This is a genomic window from Microbispora sp. NPDC049125, assembly GCF_040802045.1.
In the GTDB taxonomy this organism is placed as follows: Bacteria; Actinomycetota; Actinomycetes; order Streptosporangiales; family Streptosporangiaceae; genus Microbispora.
The window spans coordinates 47772-65983 of sequence record NZ_JBEZDW010000040.1; the positions used below are offsets into that span (position 1 = coordinate 47772).

Annotated in this window: 14 protein-coding genes; 8 read left to right on the top strand and 6 right to left on the bottom strand. The window is 72.7% G+C overall.

Features of this window, described 5'->3' with window-relative positions; all coding sequences use genetic code 11:
- Nucleotides 1-120: 120 nt before the first annotated feature.
- Both AB0B72_RS33295 and AB0B72_RS33300 read right to left on the bottom strand, forming a co-directional pair.
- Nucleotides 121-921, bottom strand: a complete 801-nt coding sequence (locus tag AB0B72_RS33295) for a tyrosine-protein phosphatase (RefSeq protein WP_367743306.1) — start codon at nucleotides 919-921, stop codon at nucleotides 121-123.
- Nucleotides 922-1138: 217 nt separating this feature from the next.
- Nucleotides 1139-1639, bottom strand: a complete 501-nt coding sequence (locus tag AB0B72_RS33300; RefSeq protein WP_367743307.1) for a hypothetical protein — start codon at nucleotides 1637-1639, stop codon at nucleotides 1139-1141.
- 549 nt (nucleotides 1640-2188) lie between these two features.
- Between AB0B72_RS33300 and AB0B72_RS33305 the strand changes: the two genes are divergently transcribed.
- The 3 genes from AB0B72_RS33305 to AB0B72_RS33315 all read left to right on the top strand — a co-directional run bounded on the left by AB0B72_RS33305 (nucleotide 2189) and on the right by AB0B72_RS33315 (nucleotide 5901).
- Nucleotides 2189-3583, top strand: coding sequence for an SGNH/GDSL hydrolase family protein (locus tag AB0B72_RS33305; protein WP_367743308.1), 1395 nt, complete (start codon nucleotides 2189-2191; stop codon nucleotides 3581-3583).
- A gap of 41 nt (nucleotides 3584-3624) precedes the next feature.
- Complete coding sequence (locus tag AB0B72_RS33310) at nucleotides 3625-5238, top strand: protein kinase (protein ID WP_367743309.1); 1614 nt, start codon at nucleotides 3625-3627, stop codon at nucleotides 5236-5238.
- A gap of 96 nt (nucleotides 5239-5334) precedes the next feature.
- Nucleotides 5335-5901 (top strand): hemerythrin domain-containing protein, encoded by a 567-nt coding sequence (locus tag AB0B72_RS33315; RefSeq protein ID WP_367743310.1) that lies wholly within the window; start codon nucleotides 5335-5337, stop codon nucleotides 5899-5901.
- Nucleotides 5902-6042: 141 nt separating this feature from the next.
- Here AB0B72_RS33315 and AB0B72_RS33320 read toward each other — a convergent pair whose 3' ends face one another.
- Both AB0B72_RS33320 and AB0B72_RS33325 read right to left on the bottom strand, forming a co-directional pair.
- Complete coding sequence (locus AB0B72_RS33320; protein WP_367743311.1) at nucleotides 6043-7200, bottom strand: sensor histidine kinase; 1158 nt, start codon at nucleotides 7198-7200, stop codon at nucleotides 6043-6045.
- 20 nt (nucleotides 7201-7220) lie between these two features.
- Nucleotides 7221-7874, bottom strand: coding sequence for a response regulator transcription factor (locus tag AB0B72_RS33325; protein WP_367743345.1), 654 nt, complete (start codon nucleotides 7872-7874; stop codon nucleotides 7221-7223).
- 191 nt (nucleotides 7875-8065) lie between these two features.
- On the opposite strand from AB0B72_RS33325, the gene AB0B72_RS33330 reads away from it, so the two are divergent.
- From AB0B72_RS33330 to AB0B72_RS33345, 4 genes are read left to right on the top strand one after another with little or no spacing between them, the layout of a single operon-like run.
- Nucleotides 8066-8689, top strand: a complete 624-nt coding sequence (locus AB0B72_RS33330; RefSeq protein WP_367743312.1) for a hypothetical protein — start codon at nucleotides 8066-8068, stop codon at nucleotides 8687-8689.
- On the top strand, nucleotides 8686-9774 hold the full coding sequence (locus AB0B72_RS33335; RefSeq protein WP_367743314.1) for an efflux RND transporter periplasmic adaptor subunit: 1089 nt from the start codon (nucleotides 8686-8688) through the stop codon (nucleotides 9772-9774). The genes AB0B72_RS33330 and AB0B72_RS33335 overlap by 4 nt, the downstream gene beginning before the upstream one ends.
- Entirely contained in the window at nucleotides 9771-10523 is a 753-nt protein-coding gene (locus AB0B72_RS33340; RefSeq protein ID WP_367743316.1) for an ABC transporter ATP-binding protein, read from the top strand. The genes AB0B72_RS33335 and AB0B72_RS33340 overlap by 4 nt, the downstream gene beginning before the upstream one ends.
- Entirely contained in the window at nucleotides 10520-11779 is a 1260-nt protein-coding gene (locus AB0B72_RS33345; RefSeq protein WP_367743317.1) for an ABC transporter permease, read from the top strand. The genes AB0B72_RS33340 and AB0B72_RS33345 overlap by 4 nt, the downstream gene beginning before the upstream one ends.
- Nucleotides 11780-11822: 43 nt before the next feature.
- Here the strand turns inward: AB0B72_RS33345 and AB0B72_RS33350 are convergent, their stop codons facing one another.
- Nucleotides 11823-12473 (bottom strand): HAD family hydrolase, encoded by a 651-nt coding sequence (locus tag AB0B72_RS33350; RefSeq protein WP_367743318.1) that lies wholly within the window; start codon nucleotides 12471-12473, stop codon nucleotides 11823-11825.
- Nucleotides 12474-12568: 95 nt separating this feature from the next.
- On the opposite strand from AB0B72_RS33350, the gene AB0B72_RS33355 reads away from it, so the two are divergent.
- Nucleotides 12569-14128: a gamma-glutamyltransferase family protein gene (locus AB0B72_RS33355; RefSeq protein WP_367743320.1), complete on the top strand. Its 1560-nt coding sequence runs from the start codon at nucleotides 12569-12571 to the stop codon at nucleotides 14126-14128.
- Nucleotides 14129-14263: 135 nt separating this feature from the next.
- Here AB0B72_RS33355 and hrpA read toward each other — a convergent pair whose 3' ends face one another.
- The gene (gene hrpA / locus AB0B72_RS33360; RefSeq protein ID WP_367743321.1) at nucleotides 14264-18190 is read right to left on the bottom strand and encodes an ATP-dependent RNA helicase HrpA; all 3927 of its coding nucleotides are present in this window, start codon (nucleotides 18188-18190) and stop codon (nucleotides 14264-14266) included.
- Between the last annotated feature and the right edge of the window lie 22 nt (nucleotides 18191-18212).

Sequence of the window (18212 nt, forward strand, 5' to 3'; positions counted from 1 at the left end):
GCTGAGCTCGCGGGGCGATCGAACAAGGACTGTGCCCAGTGAAACGCCGGCGCGCGAAACCCGAAAAGGGAGCCCGCGAGACGGGTCGTCGATCTCGCGGGCCCGCTGCTCGCAGTGGGATCAGTCGCGCAGGCGACTGCGGAGGGCCTCGGTGTCCCCGGCGGTCCAGCCGTGGGCGTCGAGCCATCCCTCCGGGCTGCCGAACCTGTGGTCGAGCGTGGCGAGGAACTGCGCCATGTACTCGGCGCGGGGCCGGTGGGCGTCCGCGGGAGAGGAGTCGAGGTCGAGCCGGTAGGTGTCGCTCGCCCGCAGCCGCGCCAGGATCAGCTCCAGGCGATCCCCGGTCGCCACGTAGTCCTCGATGATCGCCTCCCGGGTGGCCCCGGCCACCACCAGCGCCAGGGCGCTGACCACGCCGGTACGGTCCTTGCCGGCGGCGCAGTGGATCACGGCGAGACCGTCGTCCCTGGCGAGCACACGCAGCGCCGCCACGACGGAATCGGGCCGGTCGCGCAGATAGCTGTAGTAGTAGCCGGTCACCTTGAGCTCGGCGAGCTCCTCCTCCGTGGGATCCGCCGTCTGCCAGGGCAGCGCCCGATCGTCGATCGTGTCGGCCTCGACATCGGTGAACCGGCCGCCCTCGGCGAACAGGCTGAGGTGGTGCATGCCGACCTCGGGAACGCGGGTGAGGGGGCCCGGCCCCTCCAGCCGGACCTCGGTCTCCGACCGGAGGTCGACCACGTGCCTCAACTTGAGATCGCCGACCAGGCGGCCGACGTCGCCGTCGGTCAGGCCCTGCAGGTTGTCCGAGCGCAGAACGCGCCCGAAGCGGGTGGTGTCTCCGTCGGTCGTGGGGAGCCCGCCGAGGTCGCGAACGTTGACCGCACCTTCGAGAACTATCCAACGCTCTTGTTCACTCATCACGATGAGCTTATCCGTCCGGATATGTCGCCAGCGTGAGAGAAGAGTGAATCTCTGCCCAGCGACTGCCCGGCGACTGACCAGCGACAGCCTCAGCCGAGGCTGTCTGGCGTCGTTCGAGTTGGCAGTACGGCAAGACCTGGGAGTGGACATGGCGGCAACGCCCGTGCGGCGGGCCTACCCAGGGCGAACGGCCTGTGTCCCCCGCGCGGGAACATCACAGAGGATGCCGCTGCTCGGCCTGGGCGCGCGTGATCAGATCTTGCACGATCGACGGGTCACGGACGTCGCTCAACTGCACCACCTTGCCAGGCTCGCTGAGCCATTCCATCCGGATGTTCCCGTGGACGACCTGAGGCGGCCCCAGCCGCTGGTACTCGTAGCTCACCGACCGCGGCCCGCCGTTACGGAAGGTCACCAGTACCCTGCGGTCGGTTGCCGCGTACCGCACTGTCCGGTTCGTACGCCACTCTCGCAGCCACCGTACCGGGCCCATGTTGAGCGCGAGGCCCTCCCAGACAAGCATGAAGACCAGGAGAAACGGACTGAAGTCCGCCAATAGCGCCGGCCCCATGAAGGCCAGCCCCACCGCCGCCATTCCCGACGGGACCAGCAGGCCAGCGTTGACCGAGGGCCGATGTTTGGCCGGCGAGTCAGTCCACAGAACCTTCTCCCCCGGGTAGAGCGGCAACTGATCGTGCGGCTCGATCACGTTCACGGGATCAGTGTGAGCGTCGCAGCGATCCCCGTACAGGCCCGTCCGTCCCGGATGCGGTGCGTCCGCCGGCGGACTCGCACCCCATCGCGGCGAGTTCTGCATGCGCCTCGGCGGCCCAGTCGCTTCGGGCGGCCGCTTCAACGGCGGCCTCGAGACGTTGCGCGGAGTCGGGTAGACCGGCGATGACCGCGAGCTCCGCCGCGGCGGCTCTGGCGTGACCGCGGTATCTGGCGCCGGGAATACCGGCCGCCGCCTGCGCGACCAGCGATGGCGCGCTACTCATGTCACCGGTATGGATGGCGACGCGAGCGTCGGCGAAGGCGACCGGCGCGATTTCGAGCTGTTCCAGGCGCCGATGTGGTCACCGCGCCGCCGCAACGACGCGAGGCGCGGTGTGGTCTGATCAAAACCGGCCCGAATTCCGGCGCCCACGGCCACGTTATCGTTGGGCCCGAGTCAAAGACCCGTAATGTATTGCGTCGGCGGACCGGTTCGCCGCGGCGTCGCCTTGGCCGCGGTCCCGCCCGTGAATGCGCTTGGAGGATCTGGATGGCACGGCCGGCCCACCGGTTGACCCTGGCGGCCCTCGCTCTCGTCGCGACCGCCGGGGTGGGCGTGACGGCGCTCCCCGCGACGACGGCGACGTCCCGTTCTGCGAATGACGGCGGGGCCGATTCGCCGTCCCGGGCGGCAGCCGTACAGGATCGCCTCCCGCAGGCCGCGCGGGTATCCGGCGTGCGCGCCGCTGGAGGCGCGGCGGAATCCGCGTCCATGTCGGCGACCGAGTTCGCGGCGCGATCGGCGTCAGGCTCCGCCCGCGAGTCCGACAAGCCGCCGGCCTCCTCGCAGCATCTGGTGGGCACCTGGTCCGCGTCGAGCGACCGGATCGTGGCGGCCGTCGGCGGCCAGACCATCCGCATGGTCGTGCGCACCAGCATCGGCGGCGCGGGAATGCGGCTGCGCCTGTCCAACGTCTTCGGCACCAGCGCCGTGACGTTCGGCAGCGTCCATCTCGGCGTCCAGGCGTACGGCGCGGAGATCCTGACCGGCACCAACCGGCCGGTCACCTTCAACGGTCGCCGGACGGTGACCGTGGGCGCCCGCCGCGCCGCGTGGAGCGACCCGATCGCGGGGAGGATCTCCGGCGGCGCGAACGTGGTCGTCAGTTTCCATGTGCCGGCGAGCGTCCCGAGCGTCACCGGGCACGAGCGCGCCTACGCCACCACGTTCCTGTCCGCCCCGGGGAACCACGCCGCGGACGAGGCCGGTGACAGCTTCACCTACACCAGCACGCAGTGGTACTTCCTCGACAGGATCGCGGTGAGCGCGCCGGCCACCGTGCGCTCGGTGGTCGCCTTCGGCGACTCGATCACCGACGGGGCCGGCCAGAACACCGACGCGAACCGCCGCTGGACCGACTACCTCCGTCACCGGGTGGCCCGGCTGGGCGCGTCGAAGCGGATGGGGATCATCAACGCGGGGATCGCCGGCAACCGGCTGCTGTACTCCAATGTCGGGCCGAGTGGCCTGAGCCGGTTCGAGCGCGACGCGCTCTCGCAGCCGGGAGTGCGCACCGTCATCGTCTACGAGGGCATCAACGACATCTCCCGCGGCGAATACACCTCCGCGGTGCCGCTGATCAACGCGTACAAGCGGCTGATCAGGCTGGCGCACGCGCGGAAGGTGAAGGTGCTCGGCGGCACGCTCACCCCGTTCTACGGCTTCGGCACGTGGACGCCGGAGCGTGAGGAGATCAGACAGCGGGTCAACGCCTGGATTCGCGGCAGCAGGGCCTTCGACGCCGTGATCGACTTCGACCGGGCCGTCCGGGACCCGGAGTTCCACGAGCAGCTCGCCGCCGCCTACGACTCCGGCGACCACATTCACATGAGCGACGCCGGACGCTCCAGGCTCGCCTCCACGGTGGATCTCCGCCGGCTCTGATGCCGTACCGGCGAGGCGTCCAGATCGCTACGGTATGACCCATGGTCACCCCCCTGGAGCCCGATGATCCCCGCGTGCTGGGCGAGTTCCGCCTGAGCGGGCGGCTCGGCGAGGGCGGCCAGGGCGTCGTCTACCTCGGTCACACGCCGGCCGGGGCCCCGGTGGCCGTCAAGGTGCTCAAGACCGGGCTCGGCCCGGCCGTCCGTGAGCGGCTCAACCGGGAGCTGGACGCCATGCGCGGCGTGGCCCCCTTCTGCACCGCCCGCGTCGTCACCGCCGTGGTCGAGGGGCGGCAGCCGTACGTGGTGAGCGAGTTCATCGACGGGCCCTCGCTGCAGCAGCGGGTCTCGTCGGGCGGGCCGCTGCGGGACGGCGACCTGGTGCGGCTGGCCGTCGGCACGGCCACGGCCCTGACGGCCATCCACGCAGCCGGGATCGTGCACCGCGACTTCAAGCCGGGCAACGTGCTGCTCGGGCCCGACGGCCCCCGGGTGGTGGACTTCGGCATCGCCCGCCAGGACGGCAGCGAGACCATGACGTCGGGCCCCATCGGCACCCCGGCGTACCTCGCCCCCGAGCAGCTCGCCGGTCAGCCCGCCGGCCCGGCGTCGGACGTGTTCGCGTGGGGCGCCACCATCGCCTTCGCCGCCCTGGGCCGCGCGGCCTTCGGGGCCGACAGCGTCGGGGCCGTGCTGCACCGGATCATGACGTCTCACCCCGACCTGTCGGCGATCCCCCCGCCTCTGCGGCAGGTGGTGGATCGCTGCCTGGCGAAGGACCCGGCGGCCCGGCCGGTCGCCCGCGACCTGCTGCTGGAGCTCGTGGGCTCGGCGCCCGACCCGCTGCGGGCCGGCGCAGCGGCCGCCAAGGCCCCCATGCCCTCCGGGCCTCCCACGCCGTCCAGGTCCGCCATGGCCTCCGGGCCGGCCATGCCCGCCCACCCGTCCTGGCCGCCCACCGGTCCCCAGCCCGCGCATCCCGGCCCGCATCCGGGCACGCATCCCACCGCGCCTCCGGCGGCGATGGACACCGGACCCGGGCGGCAGGCCGGTGCCGTGACCACGCACCCGGGGGCAGACCGGCGCGGCAGGCGTACCCGCGCGCTCGCCGGAGTGGCCGCCGGAGTGGCCGCCCTGGGTGTCACGGCGGCACTGCTGGTCCCCCGCCTGCTGACCTCGCCCGGCACGACACCGAGCGTCTCGCCGGGGACGGGGCAGCAGACGAAGGCGGCCGCCACCTCCACCGCGCCCACCGCCTCCCCCACGGACTCGTACGAGCAGACCACTCCATCGCCCGAGCCGTCCCCGGACGGCGCGACCGAGGCGCCGGGAGGCACGCGGATCCCGGCGGCGTTCGCGGGCCGGTGGCGCGGCCACATCGTCCCGACCCCCGCCATCGTCATGAGCGAGAGCGACATCGAGATCGTCCTCGTGGCCGGCGACGACAGGGGAGTCTGGAAGGAGCCGGCCAACTCCTGCGAGGGCAGGCTGCGGCTGGACCGCGTCCACCCCTCGGCGCTCAGCTTCCGCCTCGAGCAGGCGGGCCAGTGCGTCCCCGGCACCATCACGCTCACGCGGAAGGGCGACGGCCTGCGCTACCGGTGGAACGACGACGCCGGACTCCTGACGTACGACGGCGACCTCGCCAAGGCCTGAAAGATCTTGGGGTTCCACCCTGCGGGAACGACGCCGGGACCCGTGTGATCCCCGTTACGCGGGGTAGTGCGCACGGGTCCACGCACAGGAGGAACCATGGCAAGCGACGTCATCAGCATGATCAAGGAAGATCACCGGGACGTGGAGTCGCTCTTCGAGCGGCTCCAGAAGATGCCGGAGAACCGTCCGGCCCTTCTCGCGGAGCTGGCGGCGAAGTTCGTCGCCCACGCCCGGGCGGAAGAGCGGAAGATCTATCCTCTTCTCGCCAAGCGGCGCCCCGACGAGAAGGAGGAGGTGCACCACGGCGAGGACGAGCACCACGAGGCCGAGGAGATCCTCGCGCAGCTTCTGGCGGCCGACCCCGACGGCCCGGAGTTCGACACCGTGCTCCAGGAGCTGATCTCCGCCGTCTCCCACCATGTCGAGGAGGAGGAGACCGAGATCCTCCCCGCGCTGGAGAAGGCCGTCCCGCCCGACGAGCGGGCGAAGCTGGGCAAGGTCTTCAGCCGGCTCAAGGCCGAGGAGTTGCAGACCCCGCCCAAGCCTCGGCAGCGCAGCAAGGAGGAGCTTCTGCGCGCGGCCGAGGAGGCCGGCGTGGAGGGCCGGTCGAGCATGAGCAAGGAGGAGCTTCTCACCGCCATCAAGGCGGCGAAGCAGTCATAGGGCCGGGCCCCTGACGGCCGGGCGGCACGGACGGGAGCCGCCCGGCCGCCGCGCCCGCGGCGTCTTCCCACACAGGACCGCCGTCCGGCCGCCCCCGGCCGGCCCCCACGGGGACCACCGTCCCGCGCCCGCGGTGGCGTCTCATCGTGGGAGGCGGACCGTGACGCTGAGGCCGCCGTCCGGCCGGGCCTGGGCGGTGACGGTGCCCCCGTGCGCGTCGGCGATGGCGCGGACGATGGACAGGCCGAGCCCGGAGCCCCTGGCTGAGCGGATCCGCTCCCCGTGCAGGCGGTGAAACGGCTCGAACAGGTCGTCCACCTCGTACGGCGCCACCGGCGGCCCGGTGTTCTCCACGGTGACGACGCCCGCGCCGTCCTCCTCGTGGACGGACACCCAGACCTCGCCGTCGCGCACGTTGTACTTGACCGCGTTCTCCAGCAGGTTGAACAGGCAGCGTTCCAGGAAGAGCGGATCACCCCGGACGACCGCCGGGCGCAGGTCGGGGCGCATGGTGACCTGCCGCTTGCGGGGCGCGAGGTCGAGCTCCTCCAGCACCGTGCGGGCGACCTGCCGCAGATCGACGGATTTGCGGGCGGGCTCCTGCTCGGATTGCGCCAGCATCAGCAGACCCTCGATCAGCCGCTCGTACCGGGCGTTGGTCCCGAGCAGCGCGCGGGCCATCGCCTTGAGGTCCTCCGACGCCGCGGGCTCCTCCAGCGACACCTCCAGGACCGTACGGTTGATCGCGAGAGGGGTGCGCAGCTCGTGCGAGGCGTTGGCGATGAACCGGCGCTGCGCGTCGAAGACCCGGTGCAGCCGGTCGAGCATCGCGTCGAAGGTGTCGGCGAGCCGTTTGACCTCGTCCCGGGGGCCGCGCAGCGCGATCCGCTCGTGCAGAGTGCTCTCGGACAACCGCTGCGCGGTCTCGGTCACCCGGTCGAGGGGCCGCAGCGCCCGGTCGGCGACGACATAGCCGAGCACCGCCGCGAGGATCCCGACCAGGATCATGACGATCAGCGACGACCGCAGCATCTCGTCGAGAACGCTGGCCGTCCGCTCCGCCACGGAGCTGCGCACCTGCTGGACGAACACATTCTTCTCCGGCGGCACGGGCATCGGGGTACCCGACGGGCCGGGGCTGGTCATGATCTTCGTGAAGCCGATGTCGAACTGCTGGTTGAGCGCCCGGGCGGTCAGCAGATAGGTCAACCAGAGCAGCACCGAGCCGGCGACGAAGAACAGCCCGCCGTACAGCAGAGTGAGGCGCATGCGCAGGCCCAGCTTGTTCCACAGGGGCACGCCGTCTCCCCGGGGGAGCCTCACAGCCGGTACCCCCGTCCGGGCACGTTCTCGATCGCCGGCGGTTCGCCGAGCTTTCTGCGCAGCGAGGTCATCGTGACGCGCAGCACCCCGGTGCCCGCGTCCGCGTGCTCGTCCCAGACCTCGGTCCGCAACCTCGCCGAGGAGACCAGCTCGCCGCCGGCGCGCAGAAGCTCGCGCAGGATGTCGAACTCCTTGCGGTTCAGCGTGATCGGCCTGCCGTCCCGGGTGACCGTACGGCGGGCGGGCTCCAGCCGGATCCCGGCCCGCTCCAGCGCGGGAGGCGCCGCCCGCGGAGAGCGCCGGGCGAGCGCGCGCACCCGCGCCACCAGCTCGGCGAACGCGAACGGCTTGACCAGGTAGTCGTCCGCCCCGAGGGACAGCCCGTCCACCCGGTCGCGGACCCGGCCCGCCGCCGTCAGCATGAGGATGCGGCCGGACCCGCTCGCCGCCCTCAGCTCGCGGCAGACGTCGTCCCCGTGCACCTCCGGCAGGTCCCGGTCCAGGATCACGACGTCGTAGTCGACGTAGGCGGCCAGCTCCAGCGCCTCCTGGCCGTCGTAGGCCACGTCGACGGCGATGGAGTGCAGCCGCAGCCCTCGTGCGACGGCGTCGGCCATCTGTTCCTCGTCCTCGACGACGAGCACCCGCATCCCCCACCTCCCGGTCCGCTCCGACATTGGCCTATGCCGTGTTAGACCCGGATAAGGCGTCGCGGCCAGGCAGCCGTCAGACGTACCCGCCTTCGCCGAACTCCTGGACGGTCTTATCCGGGTTTAGCACCCCGTCCGCTGAAGTGAGCCTCCGTCACGGGCGAACGCCCCGTGGGGAGACGGAGCAAGAGATGAACGTACGGCGACGAGGACGCGTGCTCGGGCGGACCGGGGCGAAGGCGGCGGCGCGGCCGGCGCTGGGACCGGCGCTGGGACCGGCGCTGGGGCGGGCCACCAGGCTCGCTCTGGTGCCGGCGGCCACGCTGGCGATGGGCCTGAGTCTGGCGGGCTGCGGGCAGACCCCGTCGAACAGCGGCGTCGCGAGCGTGGCCGACAGCGGATCGGCGGCGAAGGCGTCTTCGTCCGCGTCCGCCGCGGGCCCGGCCGACAGGCGGGAGGCGCAGCTCAAGTTCGCCCAGTGCATGCGGGAGCACGGCGTCGACATGCCGGACCCCGACGCCGACGGCAGGATCCGCGTCATGACCCGCAAGGGCGATGAGGCCAAGACGCAGAAGGCCATGAAGGAGTGCGAGCACTTCATGAAGGACGCGGTCGGCGACGGCCCCATGAAGAGCGACCCCATGATGCGTGATCAGCTCGTCAAGTTCGCCGCCTGCATGCGGGAGCACGGCGTCGACATGCCGGACCCCGACGCCGACGGACGCATGAAGTTCACCATGAAGAAGGGCGGGGAGCAGGCGATGAAGAAGGCCGAGGAGGCCTGCAAGGAGCTCATGCCCGGGGGCAAGCTGTGAGGAAGGCGCTCGTCTTCGGGGGGGCCGGTGTCCTCGCGATCGCCGCCGCCTGGACGGCCCTGTCCGTCACCGGTGACGGAAGCGGCTCGACGGGCGCCGTCGCAGCGCGGTCCGGTCCCGCGGCGACGGCGCCCGTCGAGCGGCGCGACCTGGTGGACACCAAAACAGTCCAGGGGGCGCTGACCTACTCCGGCGAGCGGGAGGTCGTCTCCGGCGCCTCCGGCATCGTGACATGGGTGGCGAAGGAGGGGGCGGTGGTCCGGCGCGGCCGTCCGCTGTTCAAGGTGGACCGCAAGCCCCTCATCCTGATGTACGGCACGCTGCCGCTCTACCGAGCCCTCCAGCAGGGGGTCTCCGACGGCCCCGACGTCCGTCAGCTCGAACGCAACCTCAAGGCGCTCGGCTACGGCGACGAGATGACCGTGGACGACCATTTCAGCTACGCCACCCGCCTGGCGGTCGAGGAGTGGCAGGACGACGCCGGGCTGCCCGAGACCGGGCGGGTGGACTCCGCCCAGGTGGTGTTCCTGCCCGCGACGGCCCGGGTGACCGACGCGAAGATCGAGGTGGGCGGGCCCTCCTCGCCCGGAAGGCCCGCGCTCACCGTCACCGGCGTACGGCGCCTGGTGCATGTGGACCTCGACACCGAGGACCAGGCGCTCGCCCGCAAGGGCGCCAAGGCCACCGTGGAGCTTCCCGGCGGTGAGCGGGTCACCGGAAAGATCACCTCCGTCGGCACGGTGGCCGAGTCCTCCTCGTCCGGCGGCCAGGACGGCGGGGGAAGCGGGGAAGGCGAGGGCAGCACGGTGGACGTGGACATCACGCTGGTCAAGACCCCGAAGACGCGCCTCGACAAGGCCCCGGTCGAGGTGGAGCTGGTCAGCGAGCGTGTCGAGAACGTGCTCGCCGTGCCGGTGGAGGCGCTGCTCGCGCTGCGCGAGGGCGGCTTCGGCGTCGAGGTGGCCGAGGACGGCGGGCGGACCCGGCTGGTGCGGGTCGAGACCGGCGCCTTCGGCGGCGGCCTGGTCGAGATCAGCGGTGAAGGGCTCGCCGAGGGCATGAAGGTCGGGGTGCCGGCCTCATGAACGCTCCCCTGGGCGGCGTGACCGCCGGGCCGTACGTCGTGGAGTTGCGGGGCGTGCGGAAGGTCTACGGCGGCGGTGTGGAGGCGCTGCGGGGGGTGGACCTGGCGGTGGAGCGGGGCGAGCTGGCCGCCATCGTCGGCCCGTCCGGCTCGGGCAAGTCGACGCTGCTCCACCTGGTCGGCACGCTCGACCGGCCCACCTCCGGGACGGTGCGCATCGCGGGACACGACGTCGACGGCCTGTCGGACCGGGAGCTGTCCGCGCTGCGCGCCCGCGACCTGGGATTCGTGTTCCAGCAGTTCCACCTCGCGCCGGGGGTCAGCGCGCTGGACAACGTGGCCGACGGCCTGCTCTACACCGGCACGCCCCGGCGGGCCCGGCGGGAGCGGGCCGCGGCGGCCCTGGAGCGGGTGGGGCTGGGTCACCGGCTGGACCACCGGCCGAACCAGCTCTCCGGCGGCGAGCAGCAGCGGGTCGCGGTGGCGCGGGCCGTCGCCGGGGACCCGCCGCTGCTGCTCGCCGACGAGCCGACCGGCAACCTCGACTCGGCGTCGGGCGTGGAGGTGCTGGAGATCCTGCGCGGCCTGCACGCCTCCGGCACGACGATCGCGATCATCACGCACGACGCGGATATCGCCGAATGGTGCCCCCGCCGGGTGCGGATGCGCGACGGCCGGGTCGTCGACGACAGCGGGACGGGCAGCGGCGCCCGGCCGCCCGCGCCGATCCTGAAGGGAGCCGCGCGATGAGCCGGGAGCCGGCGGAGCGCGGGAGCGCGGGCACGGGAACGGGAACGGGAACGGCGCGCAGGGCGGCGGGGCGTCCCGCGCCGGCGCGGCTCGGTGCGGCCGACGTGCTGCGGGTCGGGGCGGCGGGGCTGCGGTCACGGCCGGCCCGGGTGGTGCTGTCCGCTCTGGGCATCGCCATCGGGATCGCGACGATGGTGGCGGTGATCGGTATCTCGTCGTCGTCGCGCGAGCAGCTCATGCGCCAGCTCGACACCTTGGGCACCAACCTGCTCACCGTCTCCCCCGGCCAGACGCTGTTCGGGGAGGAGGCCCAGCTCCCCGAGCAGGCGCTCGGCATGGTGCGGCGGATCGGCCCGGTCCACACGGCCTCCGCCACCGGCAAGATCGACGCGACCGTGCGGCGGACGAACCACATCTCCGAGGCGGTGACCGGGGGCATCGAGGTGCAGGCGTCCAGCGCAGAGCTGCTGACCACGCTGGAGGGCCGGGTGCGGGCCGGGACCTGGCTGAACGCCGCCACGGAGCGGCTGCCGGCCGTCGTCCTGGGCGCCAAGGCCGCCGAACGGCTCGGTGTCACGCGGACCGGCGTCCAGGTGTGGATGGGCGGGCGATGGTTCACGGTCATCGGCATCCTCGGCCCGATGCCGCTCGCGCCGGAGATCGAGCGGTCGGCGCTGGTCGGCTTCCCGGCCGGCGAGAAGTACCTGGGCTTCGACGGGCATCCCACCACGGTCTACGAGCGGTCGGCGGAGGAGGCGGTCGAGGACGTCCGGTCGGTGCTGCCCCGCACCGTCAACCCGGAGAACCCGGACGAGGTCACGGTCAGCCGGCCGTCGGACGCGCTGGCCGCCCGGGCGGCCGCCGCCGGGGCGTTCACCAACCTGCTGCTGGGCCTGGGGGCCGTGGCGCTGCTCGTGGGCGGCGTCGGCGTCGCCAACACGATGGTGATCTCGGTGCTTGAGCGGCGCAGGGAGATCGGCCTGCGCCGGTCGCTCGGCGCCACGCGGGGCCAGGTGCGCGTCCAGTTCCTCACCGAGTCGCTGCTGCTGTCCGCGCTGGGCGGCGGCGTGGGCGCGGGGCTGGGCGCGCTCGCCGCGGCGGGCTACGCGCTGTCGCGGGGATGGCCGCCCGTGGTGCCGCTCTGGGCGTTCGGCGGCGCGATCGGCGCCACGCTGGTCATCGGCACGGTCGCGGGCATCTACCCCGCCATGCGGGCTGCCCGCCTGTCCCCCACCACCGCCCTCGCCACCACCTGAGGCCCGGTCACAAGCCCGGTCACAAGCCCGGTCACAAGCTCGGTCACAGGCGCTGTACGAGGCGGGCCAGGCCGTCGAGGCCGTCGACCACCAGGTCGGCCTCGGCGGCCTCGGGGCGCTCGGCGTGCAGGTAGCCCCACGGCCCCCGGCGGAGCAGCGCCGTCCGCATCCCGGCCGCGCGTGCGGGGAGCACGTCGTTGTCGAGGCGGTCACCCACGTACAGGATCTCCTCCGGGGCGCGTCCCGCCACGGAGGCGACCTTGGCGAAGAACGCCGGATCCGGCTTCTCCACCGCCCAGCCGGCGGAGGTGTGGACGGAGTCGACGGGCAGGTCCATCGCGACGAGCGCGTCGTACGCCTGCGGCGGCTGGTTGCCCGCGATCACGAGCTGGTAGCCGGCGACGCGGAGGGTCGCGAGGCCGGCCCGCACGTCCGGGTAGAGATCGGCGGCGTCGAAGTTCTCCCGCAGGCCGTCCGGGTCGTCGCGCCGCCACGCCGCGATCTCGGCGTCGAGGTCCAGGCCGGGCCGGATCACCTCGAACGCGTCCTGGTGCCCCCTCCCAAGCGCGGCCATGCCGCCGAGGACGCCCATGAAGGTCAGGCGCGGGACGCCGAGCCGGTCGGCCCACCGCGACCAGATCCGGGTCTCGTCGATGAGCGTCTCCCCCACGTCGAACACGAGCGCCCTGACCATGACCGACCTCCCCTTCGTCCCTTTCGTCACGCATCAGCAACTCTAGGGGGCACAGGCGGTTCGCCCCGCGTGTCACTGCCGTAGAGTCGCCCAACGTGACGGAGACACGTTTCGCCCTGAACGGCATGGTTTGTACTGTTGACCACCTCGCCTCCCAGGCCGGGATCGCCATGCTCGACCGGGGCGGGAACGCCGCCGACGCGGCCATCGCCGCCAACGCCGTGCTCGCCGTGACCTCCCCGCACATGTGCGGGCTCGGCGGCGACCTGTTCGCCCTGGTTCACGACGGCTCCGGCGACTCCGGCGGCTCCTCGGACGGCGCGGTGACCGCCCTGAACGCGTCGGGCCGCGCGGGGTCGGGCGCCGACCCCGCCCGCCTGCGGGCCGAGGGGCACGACCGGATGCCGCATCTGCAGGACATCCGGTCGGTGCCGGTGCCGGGCTGCGTCGACGGGTGGACGGCGCTGCACGAGCGGTACGGGCGGCTGCCGCTCGGCGACCTGCTGGCCCCCGCGATCCGGCACGCCACCCGGGGTTTCCCTGCCTCGCCGCTGCTGGGGACGGGCGAGTTCATCGGCTCGCTGCCGGGCGCGGAGGACTTCGCCGCGGTCCGCCGCCCCGGCGACCTCGTCCGCCGCCCCGGGGTCGCCCGTACGCTGGCCGCCATCGCCGAAGGGGGACGGGCGGCGTTCTACCAGGGCGAGTTCGGTGAGGGCCTGCTCGCACTCGGCCGCGGCGAGTACGCCGAGGAGGACCTCGCCCGGCCCAACGCGGACTGGGTGGAGCCCCTGCACGGCGAGGCGTTCGGGCACCGGATCTGGACGGTGCCGCCCAACTCCCAGGGCTACCTGTTGCCGCTCTCACTGGAGATCCTCGCCAAGCTCGACCTGCCGGCCGATCCGGCCGACCCCCGCTGGGCGCACCTGCTGGTGGAGTCGGCCCGGGCGGCCGGGCACGACCGGCTCGACGTCCTGTACGAGGGGGCCGTCGCGCCCCTCGGCACGGCGGACGCCCGGCGGGCGCTGATCGACCCGGAGAAGCGCTCCTCCCCGGCGGGCCGCCCCGCCTCCCCCGGCGACACGACGTACCTGTGCGTGGTCGACGGGGACGGCATGGGAGTGTCCCTGATCCAGTCGAACGCGGCGGGCTTCGGCAGCCTGCTCTTCGAGCCGGGCACCGGCATCAACCTGCACAACCGCGGCATCGGCTTCTCCCTCACGCCCGGCCACCCCGCCGAGTACGGCCCGGGCAGGAGGCCGCCGCACACCCTTTGCCCGGCCCTGGTGACCCGGCCGGACGGGTCGCTCCGCACGGTGATCGGCACGATGGGCGGCGACGCCCAGCCGCAGATCCTGCTGCAGCTTGTCACCCGGCTGCTGGAGCACGGAGAAAGCCCGGGCGAGGCCGTCTCAGCTCCCCGCTGGGCGCTCGGCACGGGGACCACCGGGTTCGACGCCTGGCGGTCGGCCCCGGTGGTCGAGGTCGAGGAGGGCGCGCCGTGGGCGGACGGCCTGCGCGAGCGCGGGCACGCCGTCCAGGCCGTGCCGTACGGCTCGAACTTCGGGCACGCCCACATGGTCGACGTACTGCCCTCCGGGGTGCTGGCGGGGGCGGCCGACCCCCGCGCGCTGATCGGAAGCGCCCTCGGCCGGTGACGCGGCCGGCGTCACCGATGTGGCCGTACGGTCAGCCGGCGATGCCGTCCCGCTCCTTCACGGCGTTCTCGGGCAGCGTCAGGTCCGCGGCGGCGTGACGCGATCACGCGTGACCACCGCGTTCGATCGCTCCCTTCAGGGGCGTGGCGCCGCCTCCGCCTGCTCGACGGCCCGGCGGATCCGCTTCTCCGAGACCGGCGCCGGGGTGCCGAGCTGCTGGGCGAAGAAGCTGACCCGCAGCTCCTCGATCATCCACCGGATGTCGCGCACGGCCGGGGCGTCCCGCTCGGCCGGCTTCAGCCGGTCGAGCAGCGCGCGGTAGTCGTCCTCCACGTCGTGGACCCGGTGCATCCACTCGCGGTCGCGGCGCGGGTCGTCGGGCAGCTTCTCCAGGCGGCGCTCGATCGCCCGCAGGTAGCGGTGGAGGTCCGGCAGCCGGTCGTACCCGGTCTCCGTCACGAAGCCCGGGTGGACGAGCCCGCCGAGCTGCTCGCGGATGTCGGCGATCGCCTCCGCCACCGCGCCGGCGACCGCCGCGCCGGGGTCGCCGAGCCTCGTCTGCACGGCGTGCCAGGTGGCGAGGATCCGCTCCACCCGGTCCACGACCTCCTCGGTCGTCTCGTGCAGGGACGCGCGTACGTGGTCGTGGAGGCGGCGGAAGGCGGGCTCGTCCCACGCCGGGCCGCCGGCCTGGGCGATGAGCCGGTCGGCGGCGCAGGCGGCGCAGTCGTCGAACAGCGCGGCGGCGCCGCCGTGCGGGCTGCGGCTGAGCGCGAGCTTCTGCGCCGTGTTCAGCCCGCGCAGGATCGCCTTGGCGGGGCTCACCACGTTGAGCAGCAGCAGCCGCCGGGTGCCCGCCCACATGGCCTTGTGCTGCTCCGCCTCGGTCTCGAACATCCGCACGGCCACGCCGCCCGGCTCGTCGACAAGCGCGGGATAGGCCCGCAGCCGGCCCTGCTGGAAGACCTTCGGCAGCGTCCCGATCGTCCAGGAGCGCAGCCCTTCGCGTTCCAGGTCGTCGGCCGCGCGCGACAGTGTGGCGCGCAGCTTGGGCGCGAGACGCCGTTTCAGCGCCTCCAGATCCTTGCCCTCGGCGACCGTGCGCCGGTCGTCGTCCACCACGCGGTACGTGACCCGCAGGTGCTCGGGAAGCCGGTCGACCTCCCACGCGTCGCGAGGGATGGACACACCGGTCATCCGGTGCAGCTCGCGTTCGAGGGCGTCGAGGATCGGCTCACCGCCCGGGGTCACCCGTTCCAGAACGGCCTTGGCGAAGTTGGGCGCGGGCACGAAGTTGCGCCGCAGGTGCTTGGGCAGCGACCGGATGAGCGCGGTGACGAGCTCCTCCCGCAGACCGGGGATCTGCCAGTCGAAGCCGGCCGGGTCGACCTGGTTGAGCACGGCGAGCGGGATGTGCACGGTCACGCCGTCGGCCCCCGGCCCGTCCGCCTGCCCGGCCACGGTGCCGGGGTCGAACCGGTAGGTCAGCCGCATCCGCTGCCCGTTCTGCCGCCACGCGTCGGGGTAGTCGCGCGCACTCACCCCGGCGCTGTCGTTCACGAGCATCTCGAGTGAGAACGTCAGCAGGCCGGGCGTCTCGCGGGAGGCCTTCTTCCACCAGCTGTCGAAGTGCCGGCCGGAGACCACGTCGGCGGGGATCCGCTGGTCGTAGAAGTCGAACAGCGTCTCGTCGTCGACGACGATGTCCCGCCGGCGGGCCTTCTCCTCCAGCCGCCCGGCCTCGTCGAGCAGTTTGCGGTTGTCGTGGAAGAACCGGTGGTGGGTCCGCCAGTCGCCCTCGACCAGGGCGTTGCGGATGAACAGCTCCCGGCTGAGCTCCGGGTCGATCCGGCCGTAGTTGACCTTGCGCTCGGTGACGATCGGCACGCCGTACAGCGTGACCTTCTCCAGCGCGACGACGGCGGCCTGGTCCTTCTCCCAGTGCGGCTCGGTGTAGACGCGCATGACGAGGTGCTGGGCGAGCGGCTCGATCCACTGCGGCTCGATCTTGGCGTTGACCCGGGCCCACAGCCGCGAGGTCTCGACGAGCTCGGCCGACATGACCCACTGCGGCTGCGCCTTGGCGAGGGCGGACCCGGGGAAGATGGCGAACCGGGCGCCCCGCGCGCCGATGTACTCGGTCATCGGCCGCCGGCGGCCGTCCTGCTTCCGCTTGGCCTCGACGTCCTTGAGCCCGATGTGCGACAGCAGGCCGGCCAGCAGCGACTGGTGGACGCGCTGCGGGTCGGCCGGGGCGCTGTTGGGCACGACGCCGAGGGTCCTGGCGACCTGGCGGAGCTGGCTCTCGATGTCCTGCCACTCGCGTACGCGCAGGTAGTTGAGGAAGTCGGTCCTGCACAGCCGGCGGAACGCGCTGGACGACAGCTCCCGCTGCTGCTCCCTGAGGTGGTTCCACAGGGTCAGGTACGTCAGGAAGTCGGACTCCTTGTCGGCGAAGCGGCGGTGCTTCTCGTCGGCCGCCTGCTGCTTGTCCGCCGGCCGCTCGCGGGGATCCTGGATCGACAGGGCGGCGGCGATCACCATGACCTCGCGGGAGCAGCCGTTCCTGTCGGCCTCCAGCACCATTCGGGCCAGCCGCGGGTCCACGGGGAGCTGGGCGAGCTTGCGGCCGAGCGGGGTGAGCGCGCCGCCCCGCTCGCCGATCGCGCCGAGCTCGTGCAGCAGGTTGACGCCGTCCCTGATCTGGCGGCCGTCCGGCGGCTCGACGAACGGGAAGGCCGCGATGTCGCCCAGGCCGAGTGACGTCATCTGCAGGATGACGCTCGCCAGGTTCGTACGGAGGATCTCCGGGTCGGTGAACTCCGGGCGGGAGGCGAAGTCCTCCTCGGAGTAGAGCCGGATGCAGACGCCGTCCGACGTGCGGCCGCAGCGGCCCGCACGCTGGTTGGCCGAGGCCTGCGAGACCGGCTCGATCGGGAGCCGCTGGACCTTCAGCCGGTGGCTGTAGCGGGAGATCCTGGCCGTGCCCGGGTCGATGACGTACTTGATGCCGGGGACGGTCAGCGACGTCTCGGCGACGTTGGTCGCCAGCACGATCCGCCGGCCGCGGTGGGACTGGAAGACCCGGTGCTGCTCGGCCGCCGACAGCCGCGCGTACAGCGGGAGGACCTCCTCGGTCCGCCCCTTCAGCGCGTCGGCGGTGTCGCGGATCTCCCGCTCGCCGCTGAGGAAGACGAGGATGTCGCCCGGGCCCTCGGCGCACAGCTCGTCGACCGCGTCCACGATGGCCTGCGTCGGGTCGTCGTCCTCCTCCAGCGGCCGGTAGCGCACCTCGACCGGGTACGTCCGCCCGGACACCTCGACGATCGGCGGCACGGGACGCCCCGGCTCGCTGAAGTGGCGGGCGAAGCGCTCGGGGTCGATCGTCGCCGAGGTGATGACGACCTTGAGGTCGGGCCGCTTCGGCAGGAGCTGCTTGAGGTAGCCGAGGATGAAGTCGATGTTGAGACTGCGCTCGTGGGCCTCGTCGATGATCAGCGTGTCGTACCGCAGCAGCAGCGGGTCGGTCTGCATCTCGGCGAGCAGAATGCCGTCGGTCATCAGCTTGACCAGCGTGGCGTCGCTGGAGTGGTCGGTGAACCTGACCTTGTAGCCGACCGCCTCGCCGAGCGGGATCGACAGCTCCTCCGCGATGCGCTCGGCCACCGTGCGGGCGGCGATCCGGCGCGGCTGGGTGTGGCCGATGAGGCCGTGGACCCCCCGGCCCAGCTCCAGGCAGATCTTCGGGAGCTGGGTGGTCTTCCCGGAGCCGGTCTCACCGGCCACGATCACGACCTGGTGGTCGCGTACGGCCGCGAGCAGGTCGTCCCTGCGCTGGCTGACCGGCAGCTCTGGAGGGTAGACGAGGACGGGGACGGCCTCACGCCGCGCGGCTACGCGGCGCTCGGCCGCCTCGATGTCCCCGGCGATCTCGTCGGTGACGGCTTTGCGTGAGGCGCCGTCGCGGACCTTGCGGACCCCGTCGAGACGGCGGCGCAGCCTGCGCTGGTCGCGCAGCATCAAGTCGGGCAGACGGGCCTGGAGATCGGCGAGCATGTTCATTCCATGCTCAAGGATAGGCAAC

Coding starts and splice junctions, on each gene's coding strand:
- AB0B72_RS33295 (WP_367743306.1), bottom strand. CDS start 921: ATGAGTGAACAAGAGCGTTGGATAGTTCTCGAAGGTGCGGTCAACGTT.
- AB0B72_RS33305 (WP_367743308.1), top strand. CDS start 2,189: ATGGCACGGCCGGCCCACCGGTTGACCCTGGCGGCCCTCGCTCTCGTC.
- AB0B72_RS33310 (WP_367743309.1), top strand. CDS start 3,625: ATGGTCACCCCCCTGGAGCCCGATGATCCCCGCGTGCTGGGCGAGTTC.
- AB0B72_RS33315 (WP_367743310.1), top strand. CDS start 5,335: ATGGCAAGCGACGTCATCAGCATGATCAAGGAAGATCACCGGGACGTG.
- AB0B72_RS33325 (WP_367743345.1), bottom strand. CDS start 7,874: ATGCGGGTGCTCGTCGTCGAGGACGAGGAACAGATGGCCGACGCCGTC.
- AB0B72_RS33330 (WP_367743312.1), top strand. CDS start 8,066: ATGAACGTACGGCGACGAGGACGCGTGCTCGGGCGGACCGGGGCGAAG.
- AB0B72_RS33340 (WP_367743316.1), top strand. CDS start 9,771: ATGAACGCTCCCCTGGGCGGCGTGACCGCCGGGCCGTACGTCGTGGAG.
- AB0B72_RS33345 (WP_367743317.1), top strand. CDS start 10,520: ATGAGCCGGGAGCCGGCGGAGCGCGGGAGCGCGGGCACGGGAACGGGA.
- AB0B72_RS33350 (WP_367743318.1), bottom strand. CDS start 12,473: ATGGTCAGGGCGCTCGTGTTCGACGTGGGGGAGACGCTCATCGACGAG.
- hrpA (WP_367743321.1), bottom strand. CDS start 18,190: ATGAACATGCTCGCCGATCTCCAGGCCCGTCTGCCCGACTTGATGCTG.